This window comes from Bacillus sp. AFS053548 (assembly GCF_002575105.1).
Taxonomy (GTDB): Bacteria; Bacillota; Bacilli; order Bacillales; family Bacillaceae_G; genus Gottfriedia.
The window spans coordinates 57,492-73,391 of sequence record NZ_NUHI01000024.1; the positions used below are offsets into that span (position 1 = coordinate 57,492).

The 15,900-nt window shown below is 33.5% G+C and carries 12 protein-coding genes; 4 read left to right on the forward strand and 8 right to left on the reverse strand.

Annotation, left to right across the window (positions count from 1 at the left end):
• Nucleotides 1-9 precede the first annotated feature (9 nt).
• The 3 genes from CN946_RS12590 to CN946_RS23825 all read left to right on the forward strand — a co-directional run bounded on the left by CN946_RS12590 (nt 10) and on the right by CN946_RS23825 (nt 1,798).
• Nucleotides 10-480 (forward strand): DUF2243 domain-containing protein, encoded by a 471-nt coding sequence (locus CN946_RS12590; protein ID WP_098861421.1) that lies wholly within the window; start codon nt 10-12, stop codon nt 478-480.
• Nucleotides 470-1,234, forward strand: a complete 765-nt coding sequence (locus CN946_RS12595) for a cytochrome c oxidase assembly protein (RefSeq protein WP_098861422.1) — start codon at nt 470-472, stop codon at nt 1,232-1,234. Before CN946_RS12590 ends, CN946_RS12595 begins: the two co-directional genes overlap by 11 nt.
• Before the next feature lie 72 nt (nt 1,235-1,306).
• The gene (locus CN946_RS23825) at nt 1,307-1,798 is read left to right on the forward strand and encodes a WGxxGxxG family protein (protein ID WP_098861423.1); all 492 of its coding nucleotides are present in this window, start codon (nt 1,307-1,309) and stop codon (nt 1,796-1,798) included.
• Nucleotides 1,799-1,860: 62 nt separating this feature from the next.
• Here CN946_RS23825 and CN946_RS12605 read toward each other — a convergent pair whose 3' ends face one another.
• On the reverse strand, nt 1,861-2,235 hold the full coding sequence (locus CN946_RS12605; protein WP_098861424.1) for a MerR family transcriptional regulator: 375 nt from the start codon (nt 2,233-2,235) through the stop codon (nt 1,861-1,863).
• A 141-nt stretch (nt 2,236-2,376) separates the two neighbouring features.
• Here CN946_RS12605 and CN946_RS12610 point away from each other — a divergent pair, with 141 nt between their 5' ends.
• The gene (locus CN946_RS12610) at nt 2,377-3,150 is read left to right on the forward strand and encodes an SDR family NAD(P)-dependent oxidoreductase (RefSeq protein ID WP_098861425.1); all 774 of its coding nucleotides are present in this window, start codon (nt 2,377-2,379) and stop codon (nt 3,148-3,150) included.
• A 53-nt stretch (nt 3,151-3,203) separates the two neighbouring features.
• Here the strand turns inward: CN946_RS12610 and CN946_RS12615 are convergent, their stop codons facing one another.
• From CN946_RS12615 to CN946_RS12645, 7 genes are all read right to left on the reverse strand, one after another.
• Nucleotides 3,204-4,415: a helix-turn-helix domain-containing protein gene (locus CN946_RS12615; RefSeq protein WP_098861426.1), complete on the reverse strand. Its 1,212-nt coding sequence runs from the start codon at nt 4,413-4,415 to the stop codon at nt 3,204-3,206.
• A gap of 124 nt (nt 4,416-4,539) precedes the next feature.
• Nucleotides 4,540-6,099 carry a histidine ammonia-lyase gene (hutH, locus tag CN946_RS12620; protein WP_098861427.1) on the reverse strand — a complete coding sequence of 520 codons (1,560 nt, stop codon included), beginning with the start codon at nt 6,097-6,099 and terminating at the stop codon, nt 4,540-4,542.
• A gap of 32 nt (nt 6,100-6,131) precedes the next feature.
• Nucleotides 6,132-7,499: an MFS transporter gene (locus tag CN946_RS12625; protein ID WP_286133919.1), complete on the reverse strand. Its 1,368-nt coding sequence runs from the start codon at nt 7,497-7,499 to the stop codon at nt 6,132-6,134.
• A gap of 744 nt (nt 7,500-8,243) precedes the next feature.
• The gene (gene solA / locus CN946_RS12630; protein ID WP_098861428.1) at nt 8,244-9,392 is read right to left on the reverse strand and encodes an N-methyl-L-tryptophan oxidase; all 1,149 of its coding nucleotides are present in this window, start codon (nt 9,390-9,392) and stop codon (nt 8,244-8,246) included.
• Nucleotides 9,393-9,542: 150 nt separating this feature from the next.
• Nucleotides 9,543-10,835 carry a UDP-N-acetylmuramate--L-alanine ligase gene (gene murC, locus CN946_RS12635; RefSeq protein ID WP_097979199.1) on the reverse strand — a complete coding sequence of 431 codons (1,293 nt, stop codon included), beginning with the start codon at nt 10,833-10,835 and terminating at the stop codon, nt 9,543-9,545.
• A 301-nt stretch (nt 10,836-11,136) separates the two neighbouring features.
• A complete protein-coding gene (locus CN946_RS12640; protein WP_098861429.1) occupies nt 11,137-12,252 on the reverse strand; it encodes a nicotinate phosphoribosyltransferase in 1,116 nt (371 codons plus the stop codon).
• A gap of 98 nt (nt 12,253-12,350) precedes the next feature.
• Nucleotides 12,351-15,860 carry a DNA translocase FtsK gene (locus CN946_RS12645; RefSeq protein ID WP_098861430.1) on the reverse strand — a complete coding sequence of 1,170 codons (3,510 nt, stop codon included), beginning with the start codon at nt 15,858-15,860 and terminating at the stop codon, nt 12,351-12,353.
• Nucleotides 15,861-15,900 lie beyond the last annotated feature (40 nt).

The window sequence follows — 15,900 nt, forward strand, 5'->3', positions numbered from 1 at the left end:
GGAATCTTTATGACAACTATAGAGAATTCAACTAATTATTTACATTTAAATTTATGGTCTGGAATTTTATTTGGTCTTGGATTGGTGGCATTTTTTGATGAAGCAGTTTTTCATCAACTTCTTCATTGGCATCATTTTTACGATAAGTCTACAACAAGTTTGGGACTAATCTCTGATGGTCTTTTTCATGCCTTTAGTTGGTTCGCAACGATTGGCTCGTTATTTATGTTTGCGAATTTAAGGAGAAAAAAATCACTCTATTTTAAAAGATGGGTCGGCGGAGTTTTACTCGGAGCAGGTTTTTTTCAACTTTATGATGGAACAGTTCAGCATAAATGGATGAAGCTTCATCAAATTAGATATAACGTCGATATTATGCCTTATGATTTAACTTGGAATATTACTGCTTCTATTATGACATTAATAGGTTGCATTCTAATTCTTAAAACTCGAAATAAAAGTGGTCAATTTGAAAGATAATTACTTCAATTCGATTGATTTACTCATTATCTTATTAATTTTACTTTTTATTGTTGGATATTTGATTGCTGCGATGAAACATAAAAAAAAGCCATGGCCAAAATTACGCTCTATATTATGGGTAACTGGTTTTGTTTGTATATTAGTTTCGGTTATTGGACCAATTGCAAAACTTAGTCACCATCTTTTTGTTTTCCATATGATTATGCATTTGTTACTAGGAATGCTCGCTCCATTTTTTATCGCTTTATCTAGACCGATTACATTATTATTAACATCATTAAAAACTCAACATGCAAGGCGAGTGACACGTCTTTTAAGAAGTGCTCCTGTTCGACTATTCACTCATCCTATTACGACAATGCTTTTAAATATCGGAGGACTTTGGGTATTGTATACCTCCACAGTGTTCAATTTAATTCATGAGAGTACCTTTTGGTTAAATTTAGTACATATCCATTTGTTTTTTTCGGGATATCTGTTTACAACTTCAATCATTGCTATTGAACCGTTCTCTCATAAATTCAGCTATTTGTTTCGCTCATCAATTATGATTCTTGCATTAGCAGGTCATGATATTTTATCGAAGTTGCTTTTTTCAAATCCATTAGACAATTTCGGTTATAATGATGTTCAATATGGTGCGGTCTTAATGTATTATGGAGGGGACTTTGTTGATTTGTTATTGATTACCGCGCTTTGTTATTTCTGGTATAATTCATCAAATTCAAATAAAACAAGAGCATTGATTTAATGGTCTTTTTTGCCACATATATTCCTTCTAAAGATGCACAAAATATTAATGCATAAAGAAGGAGGGTTAAAGATGAATAAAATTTGTCTTACATTATGCACTGTTTCATTATCATTTATCATTTCAGCCAATGTTCATGCCGCTTCACCCGGTCCTGACGCTACACAATTAGAGCCAAGCTATGATCATAATGGTAAACAAATCAAAAGAGATTTTAACAATAATTTTAATGATCCAAACCATGTTGTAAATGACACGAAAAACACGGTTAAAGAAGGGTATTATGATACAAAAAACACGGTTAAAGAAGGGTATTATAATACTAAAAATAATATAAAAAATACAACAAATGACATGTTAAATAACAATAATGGAGTAAATAATCCAGTTAGTAATGACGGAAATTATTATCGACGAAATGTAAATAATGTAACGCCTACACCTGTTACTAACACATTAAATACTACTGACAATACAAATAATAATCATTTCAATTATGGCTGGCTTGGACTTCTTGGACTATTAGGATTTGCGGGTCTAAGAAAAAAGGAAAGAGTTGAATAATAATATAAGTTTTTTGGACTTTGTTTACACAATAAAACCTTATTGGGGTATCCAATAAGGTTTTATTTATTGACGATGTTTTTATTATGAATTACCTCTTTATAAAAACTGATTTTTTGCTCTAACATTTTATTTGTTTCTTCTAATGTTTTTAGCTGATGTTCAATAGACTGCTTATGCTCGACTAATAGATCTAATCTAGCCAATGATGTATGCTCACCTTCTGTATATAAATGTGCATACTCCTTAATCTTATTAACTGGCATTTGTGTTTCTTTTAGCTTTAGGACAAATCTTAACCACTGAATGTGTGATTCAGAATAAAGCCTTTCACCATTTTCATTTCGATCAGGAAGAATGATCTGTTCTTTTTCATAATAACGTAATGTATGTGTGCTGATTCCTAACATTTGAGCGACTTCACCAATTGAATACATAAGAACCTCCAGTTTAAGTCAAAAATATTCAAGTAAAAAACTGTTTGACTTAGAGTTTACTCTAACCAGTATAATGAATCCGTAACTGATACACAATTAATTTAATTTTAGTATAAACCATATTATATTGGAGGAATTTAAATGAAAAAATATACTATCATTACAGGCGCTAGTTCAGGAATTGGTTATGAATCAGCTCTTGCGTTTGCCGCACGTGGAAAAAATTTAATCATCGTTGCTCGTAGAACGGAAGAACTTGAAAAATTAAAATCAGAAATCGCCAAACTGAATGCAGATCTTGATGTAGTGATAAAAACTGCTGATTTATCTGTCGTAAAAAACGCTTTTAATTTATATGAAGGACTTAAAGAATATGATATTGAAACTTGGATTAATAATGCAGGTTTTGGTAATTTCGCTTCAGTTGGTGAACAAAATTTAGCAAAGATTGAGAGTATGCTTAATTTAAATATCGAAGCTTTAACTATTTTAACTTCACTATATGTACGCGATTATTCAACAGTTGAAGGGACACAAGTTATCAATGTTTCATCTGGTGGAGGATATACAATCATTGGTAATGCCGTCACATATTGCGCAACTAAATTCTATGTAAGTGCCTTTACAGAAGGGCTTGCTCATGAATTACAAGAGAAAGGTGCAAAGATGAAAGCAAAAGTATTAGCACCAGCAGCAACTGAAACAGAATTTGCAAAAGTATCCTATGATTTAGAAGAAAACATTAAATTTGAAGGCGTCCTACCAAAGTATCATACTGCAAAAGAAATGGCCGCTTTCATGCTGGACCTTTATGACAGTGAAAAAGTGGTAGGAAAAGTTGATGGAATTACTTATGAATTCCAATTATTAGATCCACTTTACCCTTATGCAACAAGATTAGAAAGGCAGGATTAAGGGTAATAAGAGTTTATTAAAACCTGTTCCTTACCCTTAAACACATCCACATTTTAATTTTCTAACACTAAATTTAAATGTGGATATTTAGTAGCCCTATATTCAGAAGGGCTACTTTTTATGTATTTTTTAAATATACGACTAAAGTAATTTGAATCTTGAAAACCAATTCGTGTAGCAATTTCTTGCATGGTTAAATCAGTCATTTCTAAATAAAACATTGATTTTTCAATCCTTATTCTATTTAGAAAATCGATCACACTTGTGCCAATTTCTTTTTTGAATAGGTGACTGAAATGATATTTACTTACGCAACAATATTGAGCAATTTCTTCCAGTGTTATACTAATTTGATGATTTTCTCGTATATACTTAGTTGCTTTACGAATAACAGGATTCATCTGATTAATAAATGAATTGGCTATTTGAATCGTTAGCCAGTAAGCATATTCGCAAACCTTTTTTACAAATTTATCATAGCGAATAATATGATATAATTCCTGGATCATTTGAGCATTTTTTGACATGATGAGTGTTGCATTCACGCCTGACTCTACTACAACCCTAGAGATTAACATAATTAAATCGACTACCTCAGTCTTAAATACGTCTTCATTTAATCGGCATGCATTTGCTACCTTTTCAAGGAAACATTTTAATTGATCGACTACACCTTGTTCATCACCAATTCGTACAAGTGCTAATAATTCAATACGATCCTCTGTTGATAATGCTCTTAGTGTATTTTCTTCCACTGGTTTAATACCACTATGAAATATCAGTTTGTTCCCTTGAAAAAAACGACCTGACAATGACTTTCTAGCCTCTTCAAAAGAGTGGTATAACAAATAAGGATCACTATATTTTTTACCTATTCCAATTGAAACTGTAATCTGAACCCTATCCAATGAATTTTGAATTTCTTCTGCCATTCTATAAATCTTTTTATTGAACTCGATTTCACTATCTTCATCATCTAGCTCAATTAGAAGTGCAAGTACACCTTCTTCTACCCAGTTCCACAAATAAGAAACTCCGATCGTCTGATCAATTTGATTGATTAGTTCATGGCCAATTTCTTGTTTCCACTGCTTTGGGTTTTCTTCTGCTAAATCAGGATAGCGATCAATCGAAATCACCATTACAATATTTGGATAAGTATTAATGCCACATCTTTTTTGAACTTCATCAAAAGTTCCTATATGGAAGAGCGTACCAGAAAGTAACAAATTTGAAAAAGCTGATTGAGTAGCATCTCGATTCATCTTAATTTCTCCTTTTTAGCTATGATTTTTCTTAGTTGAACGTTTGGTAGTAAGTATCAAAATGATTGAGCATAAAAAAAAGAAGCTGTCGTACTCTTAGAGTATAACTGCTCCTTTAAAAATTTCATAATTCCATGACCCCTATTTTCTCTTCAACAAGTTCAACAATATCTCCATCATGAATTTGATTACGAATTGTTTCTATATCATGATAAAAATAGCGATCCTCTTCAACTGCTGGAACTTGATTTCTAATTAACTGATATACACTTGCCGTTACCGGTGACGGTTTTAGTGAATCATGGAATTCTAGTGCTTGAGTGGCAACCATTAGTTCGATTGCTAAAATATGTTCAAGTTTTTTTGAAATCTGATAAGCTTTCCTAGCTGCGAAATAAGCAAAGCTAACAACATCCTCTTGATTTGCACATGTAGATGTATTATCAATCGTTGCGGGATGGGATAATACTCTTATTTCATTAAGCAATCCAGCTGCAGTATATTGTGGAATCATATATCCATTGTTTAATCCAGGATTTACAACTAAGAAATTAGGAAGTTCACTTACATGGAAATTCACTAATCGATCGATACGACGCTCTGCAATCTTAGCTAAATTCGCCATACCAATACAAATAGTATCCGCATAAATTCCAACAAATGAAGCATCAAAATTTCCACCCATTAATGCTGTGCCATCTTCTTCCCCTGGCCAGATAATCGGATTATCACTTGAAGACTTCATTTCATTCTTAACATTTTCCAATGCATTTTTAAATACTTTTTTTACTGCACCATGTACTTGTGGTATACATCTTAAGCTAAGTGCATCTTGTAAGCGATAGTTTTTATACTTCTCAGCTATCTCACTTCCATCTAAAATCTTGGAAACAATTCTAGCTGTATTCATTTGTTCTTCATGTTTTTTTACTGAGTGTAGACGATGATCTAAAGCTTTTATCGTGCCTTTAAGCGCTTCTAATGACATGGCACCACTGATATCTGCCGTTTTTACAGCTTGAATAGCATTATATATCGAGAGTATAGCGAATGCTGTTACTGAAGTAGTACCATTTAATAGTGCTAATCCTTCTTTACATTCAAATGTGACTGATTTTAAGCCTGCACGCTCCAATGCTTCATGCCCACTTAGAAGCTCGTCTTTGTACCAAGCTTTTCCCTCACCCATTAAAACCAGGGCCATATGCGCTTCGGGAGCTAAATATGCTACCGATCCCTCACCAGGAACAAAAGGTAAAATATCGTTGTTTAAAAGATTAGCAATTAGCTCTAACACTTCAAATCTAACTCCTGAATAGCCTTGCCCTATATTATTTAGGATCATTAATTGGATAGCTCTTACTACTTCTTTCTCAAGAGGCTCTCCTACAGAAACAGCATGAGATCGGACAATATTTCTCTGAAGAGCCTGAGCATCTTCCTTTGAAATAACTTCTGTTACATTGCTTCCAAACCCCGTGGTTACGCCATACACTGCTCTTTCTTCTTCAAGAAATTTTTCGACTAGATTTCGAGAAGTATTTATTCTTAGAAAGTAGTTTTCTGAAAACGATACTTTTGCACCATAACATGCAACAGCAATCACTTCATAAATCGACAACTCGCGATCTCCAAGAATAACCTCTTTAATATTTTTAGGATGAATAACAACGTTCTTGATCATCAAAAACACCTCTTACTTATAAATATATTAGTTTAGTGACTTGAAACTGATTTCTTGTTTGACTCAGGCTGATCCTCTTCTAGTAATGGATTGCTAGCTTCATTTAATGAAAGTGATTTTGTTTCCGGAGCCCAAGCGATCGAAACGATTGTACCAATGAATAGAATAATAGACATTCCTATCATAGAAGGTGCCATCCCCATTGAACTAACACTTATCGGTAAAAGGAATGTACCAACAGCTGAACCAATTCGACTAACTGCTGTTGTCAAGCCAACTCCAGTTCCACGTACCTCGGTAGGAAATAGTTCAGCAGGATACACTAATGTTAAATTAGAAGCTGCTGACATTACAAACGTAAAGATTGCAAACACTATAATTGCGATTGTATGTAGACCTGGTGGTAAAACTGTTAATGCGAATAATGAAATCGTTAAAATAATAAATGTATTAATTGTAAAGCCTCTACGAGTTAATTTTTCTGTACACCATACACCAGCTAACGCTCCTACTAGAAGGAACAGGTTTAGAACCATGTCTACACCAAATGTTTCTTCAAATCCCAATTTACTTAAAATAGTTGGTAGGAATGTATAAATTGCGAAATATGGAACTACCTGGCACATATAAAAAAGTGATCCGAATGTTGTACGTTTCCAAAGCTGCTTATTGAATAAATCTGTCATTTTATATGCATGTTTAGAATGAGTGTCAACTGTTTCATCCATTACAGCATTTTCACCAATATACTTTCTTACAATAGCACGTGCTTCTTCAACACGACCCATCTTTAATAACCAACGTGGAGACTCTGGTGTTCCAAAACGTAAAAGTAAGACAATTAAACCAGGAAGTGCAGCACTCACTAACATCCAACGCCAAGCGTCTGGCCCTGTTTTTTCTAAATAATAACCAACTAGATTTGAAGCTACATATCCAACTGTCCATAAAACATTTAGTGAAGATAATAACATACCTCTATACTTTCTAGGTGCAAACTCCGCAAGTAAAGTAGATCCTACTGCATAATCTCCTCCAAGTGCAACACCTATTAAAATCCTTAATGCAAAAAGCGTATATGGATCGTGAACAAAAAACTGTAAAGCAGATGCGATTGTAATAATAACAAAGTTTGCTAAATAGATTTTCTGCCTACCAATGCGATCTGATAAACCACCAAGAAACAAACTACCGAAAAAAAGTCCAATTAATGCGGAACTACCGATTAATCCTTCCCATACAGAATTTAATTTCATTTGAGGACCAAGTAGCGAAAGCGCCATGCCTATAATTCCTAAAGCATAGCCATCCGAAAAATTCGATCCAAAAGTAAGTGTCGTAATCCTAATATGGAATTTATTAAGCGGTGCATCGTCCATCATAAATTTTTTTTCCTTCAAAAGAATACCCCCTTTTTTTCTTTTCAGATAAAAAATTGTAAAAAATAGTAAGTAATAAAATAACTACTTACTTAACCGTTTCTAAAGCGCTTCCAAAATTTTCAGTATTTTTAATAAATTATAATTATTACTCCTTAAATTATCTCTAGATAAAGTTTCGGATTACTAGCACAATATTGCTAAAATATTAAGTGTAGGGGATGAAGGAATTATGAGTATGATTAAGGTAACTTGAAAAGTAAAAAAAGAGATAGCATATTGGCTATCTCTCAGAAATCGATCATAATCAATCTAACAAAATCAACATAGAGAAGGACGAACACAAAGTGAACTTCATTTTAACGTTGAACTTTGGTGATAGATTTGCGAACCATTTTTTGAAGATTAATTTAGAAGTTTTAATCAATTTTCATTAGATTTGACTGTAACTCAATCTATTTTCTGTTATTCCTTTTATTTTTTGATCCATTCACACCGTTTCTACATGATTCGGTCGACTTATTTGCAGTTTTCATAATTTTATTTGTAGATTTGCCTGATTTATTTTCAGTTTGAGCTTTTTTATTTGCACCTACTCTGATTTATTTGAAGTTTGAACATTTTTATTCGCACTTACTCAAATTTATTTGAAGTTTGAACATTTTTATTTGCACTTACTCAAATTTATTTGAAGTTTAAACATTTTTATTTGCACTTACTCAAATTTATTTGAAGTTTGAACATTTTTATTTGCACTTCCTAAAATTACAATCTCTTGTTTAAAAATCGGTTTAATGAAAACATACTCAAATCAAAAGTAGATTTCTGATTTGTTACTAGGTCAGCAATAATCTCACCTACAACGCTTGCAAACTTAAAGCCATGGCCTGAGAAACCTGTGGCAATGATTACATTTTTGTATTCTGGATGCTGGTCAATTATGAAGTTCTCGTCGGGAGTCATTGTATATAAGCATGTTTTCCCTTTTACTAATCGACCATTTGCAAGTGGCATATATTTACTTAAGAAATTTCTCAGATCCGTTTCATCTTCAATGAACTCTCCAAATTCTCGATTAAATTGATCAGGGTCTACAATTTGCCCTCCATCATGTCGTCCAATTTTTAGTCCGCTATTATGAATACTTGGAAAGCCGTAATAATGACGATCAATTAGATCGATTGTAAATGCTGGTAGTGAACTAGAATCATATAGTTGATGATCACATTCAAACCAACCAACTGTTTTACGGGTAGGTTTTACAGGTATATGAATACCTGTCTTTTCAAGAATTTTGCCAGACCATGCGCCTGCACATACTATAAGTTTATCTGCTGTGTAAATAGCATTCTCTGTACGTACCTTTGTCTTATGAGTACCTACTTCAATGTCTATAACAGGCGAGTTTGATTGGAGACTATTTCCTTTCTCAATATATAGTTCTTTATACGCTCGAATACATTCTTCGCTAAAAAGAATTCCGGAAGACGTTTCTAAACAACCTATAAAACCTTCCGGTAAACATAAGCCGGGCCATCTTGCATTGATCTCATTACTATCCATTATTTCAAGCGGCAATGAAAATTCTTTTGCACTATTTATTACTTCATTCGTAAAAGTCGAGCCAGGTGCACCAGCACATAAAACGCCTGTTCTCGAGAATAATTGTTTTCCAGACAATTGTTCTAACTCTTCCCATAATTTTTGTGCCCGTAATGCTAAAGGTACGTATTCTCTACTTTCTCCATATGCATGACGGATGATTCTAGTATCGCCGTGATGGCTACCAAATCTATGTGGTGGATCAAAAGAATCTATTAATAATATTTTCTGATTACCTTTTGATAAATAGTATCCTGCTGCCATTCCCATAGCGCCTGCTCCAACAATAATTACATCATAATGATTATTCAATCATTTCACTCCTTACCCTGTTCATTCGTATGACATATTCTTTTTGTTATTACAATTTACCTTCTTAAATAAGCAATTTTTGTAACTCAAGCATTTTCTATAACAACAAAAAAACCGTCTATGATCACTCATAAACGGGTTTTATAGTTATTATAGTTTTTCGTATGCTGCTTGGTATTTTTGAATATCACCAGCACCCATAAAAATTAATACGCTATTTTTATGATTTTGTAAATTGCTGATATTGTCATCAGTCAATAGTTCAGCACCTGCAATTTTACAAGAAAGGTCTTCAATTGTTAAAGTACCTTTATCTTCTCGTGCAGAACCAAAAATATCACATAAGTAAACTTTATCTGCTTTTTCTAATGTACCAGCAAATTCATCTAAAAATTTACTTGTGCGTGTAAATGTGTGCGGTTGGAACACTGCTACGATTTCACGGTCAGGATATTTTTGACGTGCTGCTTGAATCGTCGCTTGGATCTCAGTTGGATGATGAGCATAATCATCAATTAACATTTGATCTCCGAAGCGTTTTTCACTGAAACGACGCTTTACGCCACCGTATGTTAATAATCTAGCTTTAATAATATTAACATCAATTTCTTCATAATGGCAAAGCGCAATTACTGCTAAAGCATTTAAAATACTATGATCACCATATCCAGTAATATCAAAAGTAGCGTAATACGTATTACGGACGAATACATCAAATGTCGTACCATTTGTATGTTTTTCAATATTACGAGCTTGGAAATCATTATCCTCGTTAAAACCATAATACATTACAGGTACTTTTGCATAAATACGTTGAAGATGTTCGTCATCTCCACATGCAATAATACCTTTCTTTACTTGATCAGCCATTTGTTGGAAAGCATCGAATACATCATCTACACTCTTATAATAATCCGGATGATCAAAATCAATATTAGTCATGATGCAATAGTCTGGAAAGTATGAAAGAAAATGACGACGGTATTCACATGCTTCAAACACGAAATACTCGCTGTCTTTTTCACCTTTACCAGTACCATCTCCAATTAGAAAAGAAGTTGGACGCGCACCAGAGACTACATGGGCTAATAAACCTGTCGTAGAGGTTTTACCATGTGCTCCAGTAATTGCAACGCTAGTAAATTTATTCATATATTCCCCTAGGAATTTATGATAGCGTGCCATCGGAATTCCTTTTTCAATAGCAGCTGCAATTTCTTCATGAGTATCAGGAAATGCATTACCTGCTATAACGAATTGGCCTTCTTTAATATTTGCTTTATCAAATGGTAAAATCGTAATATTTTTTTTTCGTAATTCATTTTCAGTGAAAAAGTGCTTTTCATAATCTGATCCCTGAACGGTCAAACCAGAATCATGTAAAATTTGTGCCAAAGCACTCATTCCAGTACCTTTAATCCCTACAAAATGGTAAACTGTCATATTAAAAGAACCTCCAAAATCGATCACTAATACAACGGCCTATCTCTTAGACAGTATATGTGTGAATAAAAGAAATGGCATCAATATTTTATAAATTTGATGCATTGTTACTTTGCCGAGTCTAGTTATTTTTTAAATGATAACTAACTTAAATTTTTACGCAATTAGTATTATATCACTTTAACTCCCATAGGACTATTTATTTTAAGTCGCACTATGAGGTAATAGATGGAAAAGTAAATACTTTAAGTCATCTGCTTATTTTAAAATACTATCAATCTCAAATTGATTTTTTGTCCCTTTATAGTCTAGGGCTCATTTCTACTCTTTCTAATCGAGGATTTTCACGAAGCTTTCTTCCAGCTTTCGCTTGTTGCACACCATTTAACTCGACATTATCACCTGTAAAACCTACATTAACTTTTAATAAACTTCCGCCTACACCATATAAATCTACTGGTACACCTTGTTTCTCAAAAGCTAAGATTCTTTCTACAGTAAATCCACCGCTTACTACAATTTGCACATGCTGATACCCTTCTTGATCTAGTGCATTTCGTAAAGCAAAAACTAATGGAGGATTTACACCCCTTGGGTCAAAACTTCCTAATAATTCTGGATTACCAATAAAATACTGATCAATCATTGTTTTCGATGTATCTACACGTACGGCCTTTAATTTACTACCATATTCTCGTGCAACCTTTAAAGCGTCATTTATGACATCATTATTATAATCTACTAAGACAATTAAATCATCTTGTGGATAAACTTCTGTGTATGCACGCGCAGCTTCCACAACATCACCATTATACATTTGAATTAGTGCATGAGGCATCGTCCCCATACCTTCATTGCCCCACCACTCATTCATTGCATGAGTTGCTTGTGCAGTTGCACCACCAATAAATGCAGCATAACCATCACCTGCTTGAGTCGTGAAATGATCATCACGATCTCCCATGAAAATAACAGGCTTTTTAATGCCTGCGGATTTTGCAGAATGTTTTACATTGTATACATTTGTAGCAACAGAAGTACGTCTAGCTAAAATCCCATCAATAATTCCCTCTAAATAGCCAAAATCAGCATATTTACCTCTAATTGTTAAGACAGTTTCAAATGGTTCAATCATATCTCCATCCTTTAATGAATGAACAATAAGATTTTCTGGATGATCTGCAAAAGTTTGTAAAACCGCAATTGCTTCATCCGTGCCACATAATACTGCACTTTCTCTTTGGAAAAATTGCATTGTTACTTCAGTATCTGGCTTCTTTTTTCGAATGATTTCTCTAGTTTTTAAAAAATATACAGCTGAAAACCAGCCTTCTCCGATTCTCTCATCAAATTTAAATGTTTGGTTCGTTAATCGGCTTATTTTACCTTGTAATTTTAAATCTAATTCTTTTTCCATGAATCTTCACCTGCTGAAAAGTATCGTTCTTTTTTTTCTAGTATGGGTTAAAAAAACTTTAACATTCGTTACTTAATTTTTATCGAATTTTTAATTTATCACTCAGAACGAAACTCCTCTAATGATGTAATCAGTACATCACGAGGTTTGCTTCCATTTTGATTTGATACAATCCCATGATCAAACATTAGGTCAATTAATCTAGCTGCACGATTGTATCCAATTCGAAAACGTCTTTGTAACATTGAAACAGAAGCACCTTTTTGATGAATGACAAACTCCACTGCTTCTTCAAAAAGCTCATCATCAACATCCTGTGCATCCGCTTTTGCTACAAGTTCCTCTTGGTTAAATAAGTAATTCGGTTTTTGTTGGTCTTTAACAATCTCTACAACATGTTCGATTTCATCATCTGAAACATAAACGCCTTGTAATCGAATTGCTTGAGATTTTCCATTATCTAAGAATAACATATCTCCTCGTCCAAGTAACTTTTCAGCTCCGCCAATATCAATAATTGTTCTAGAATCTACTTGTGAAGATACTGTAAACGCAATACGTGTCGGTATATTTGATTTAATAATACCGGTAATGACATCAACTGAAGGTCTTTGAGTTGCAACTAATAAATGGATTCCGCATGCTCTCGCTTTTTGGGCAATACGACAAATATAAGTTTCAACATCCCCTGGAGATACCATCATTAAATCCGCTAATTCATCAATAATAATGACTAAGTATGGTAACTCATCATTATAAGCACCTTTTTTCTTCGCTAAATCATTGAATCGCTTAATATCTCTTGCCCCAGCATGAGCAAATAAATCATAACGGCGATCCATCTCATCACATGCCCACTTTAAAGCAGCAGTCGCGGCTCTAGCGTCAGTAATGACTGGCGAAATAAGATGTGGAATGTGATTGTACGGTGCAAGCTCAACCATCTTAGGATCGATTAAAATTAATTTCACTTCATGAGGTTTCGCTTTATATAAAATACTAACTAAAATTGAATTAATACATACACTCTTTCCAGATCCTGTTGCCCCGGCAATTAACCCGTGTGGCATTTTTGAAATATCTGCATAGACAGGCTCTCCACCTATATCCAGTCCAAGAGCAACTGTTAAAGGTGACTCGCTTTGCAAAAATTTATCCTGATTAACTAATTCTCTTAAGTAAACAGGCTTACTTTCTTTATTTGGTACTTCTATACCAATGGCACTTCGACCAGGAATCGGAGCTTCAATTCGAATATCTCTAGCTGCTAAGCTCAATTTAATATCATCTTGTAAGTTCGTTATTTTATTTACTTTCACACCAGGCTCGGGCTGAACTTCGAAACGAGTTACTGTTGGACCTTGAGTTGCAGCAATTACTCTAGCTCCTACATTAAAATTATGTAATGTTTCTTGTAGTAATTGCTTTTGATCTTCAACCCAATCCCCATCATTAAATTGTTCAATAGGTGGTTCAACCAATAAATCTAATTCTGGTAATTCATAAAGTACTGGTAGTTGTTCATCTAAACTTTGAGGTTCCTCAATCTGAACAATCTGATTTTTAGTCTCTATAGTTAAATTCGTTTCTGTTTTACTTTCTTCGGTTTCAAGGACTGGTTGATCTTGAATTCCTTCAGGAGTAAATTCATGAGTGATTGCTTCACTAACACTTGGTTGAACTTTCTCTAAAGATAAATTTTCACTTTGTTCAGATAAACTAGCATTCTCAATCATCTTTTCATTTTGTTTTGTCTCTACTTCTTCAGTTTCAAGAACTGGTTGATTTTGAATTTCTTTAGTAGTAAATTCATGAGTGATTGCTTCACTTGCACTTGGTTGAACTTTCTCTGAAGATAAAATTTCACTTTGTTCAGATAAACTAGCACTCTCAATCAACTGTTCATTTTGCTTTATCTCAACTTCTTCATTTACCTTTTCTACTGTTGCAGCAGATTCATTTTGTAATTCACGAAGTTGTCTCATTATATTTGCTTTTCTTGACGCCTCTACATCACTTCTAAGCATCATTACATTAAAAGGAAAATGGCGTTTTTTCTGACGTTTCTCGATTGGTTTAGGTTCGGATTCCTCGTTATTAGCTTCAATTTCCGTCTTTATCTGTTCATTAGAATTGGTAACAGAATGTTGATTAATTTCAACGGATTCTTCCACTTTAGATTCTACAGTTGAATTTTCATGCTGTACCGCTTCTTCCTTAATCTCTTTTAGATTCACATCTGACTCGTCTGTTAATTTTGACTCAACATCATTCTCTTCATTATTTTGAACGAGATCAAAACCTTTGTCTTCGTTTTCATCAAAATGGACCAAATTCTCAACTTTGTGTTCGTTCGAAGCATTTTGTTCAATGATTTCTTCCAAATTTAGATTAACAAGGGTATGGTCATCGTTTTTTCTGTCTTCTTTAATGGAGGCAGTATCCGACTCATGAATATTTACTTCATGCTTTGCTTCTTCAATCTCAGCTTCAGCTTCAGCTTCTGCTTCGATTTTAAGCGTTTCGAGCTGTACTTCTTCATCTTTCAATTCTACTGCTGTTTCAATTTGAAGGGCTTCATGCTGTGCAACTTCATTCGTCTTGTCATCTTCAGCTTCTAAATCTTCATAATTCTCTACAGCTCCAATTTCATGAGTTTCAAGTTGTACTTCTTCATCTTTTAATTCTACTGCTGTTTCAATTTGAACGGCAACATGCTGTACAACTTCATTCTTCTCTTCAACCTCAGCTTCTATATATTCATACTTCTCTTCAGCTTCAATTTTATGAGAATCAATGTCTACTTCTTCAACTTTCAACGCAAAATCTATTTCATTTACTTCAGCTTGTAAATCCTCATTTTCAACTTGATCAGCTGCAGTTTGAATTTCTTCTTTTTCTAGTAAATTTAACACTTCAATTTTTTCTTGATTTTGATTGCCGATACTTCCTTTTTCGAACGTGTTGCTTTCAACTTTTTCAAACGAATTTTCAAGTACATTATTAATTTGAGAAGCTTCAACTCTCATTTCTTCTTTAGTTGAAGAATTGTCAGAATCAGTAGCATTTTCTACCTTTATCGAAGGCTTTTGATAACCATAAATTGGTGAAATATATTCAGTTGGTCGAAATGGTGTTTTTCTTTTTGGACGAAATACAATATCGACCTTTTCTTCTTTTTCTACTTTTACTAGTTCTTCTTCACTTTTTGAGACTTGATTTTTTTCAATTCGACTAGATAAATTACTTTTATCGAATTGATTAATTTGAAAAGTATTTCTTACAAAGTTATTACTCTGGTTATATGTAGGTTTATATTCTTTATTTAAATTGTTTGGTGACTTATCCCAACTATCATTATTTTTTTCTTGTTTAAAAACTGGTTCGATTTTTGTTTCCTTTATCGGCTTTGGTGATGGTAATTCTTCATCTAATTCAATTGGAAATCTAAATTTTGGACGCTCATGTAAAACGTTTCTCTTTTTTTCGATAGAGTGTGATTGATATACTTTCTCCTCAACAGGCTTTTCTTCAAAACCTTCTTCAAACTCTTCTTCAATCTCATTAAGGCTATTCGCCTTAAAAAGGCTTTTTAACCATTTTTTCATTTTTCTCACTCTCTCTATTTCTTTTCATACCTTTTATTTT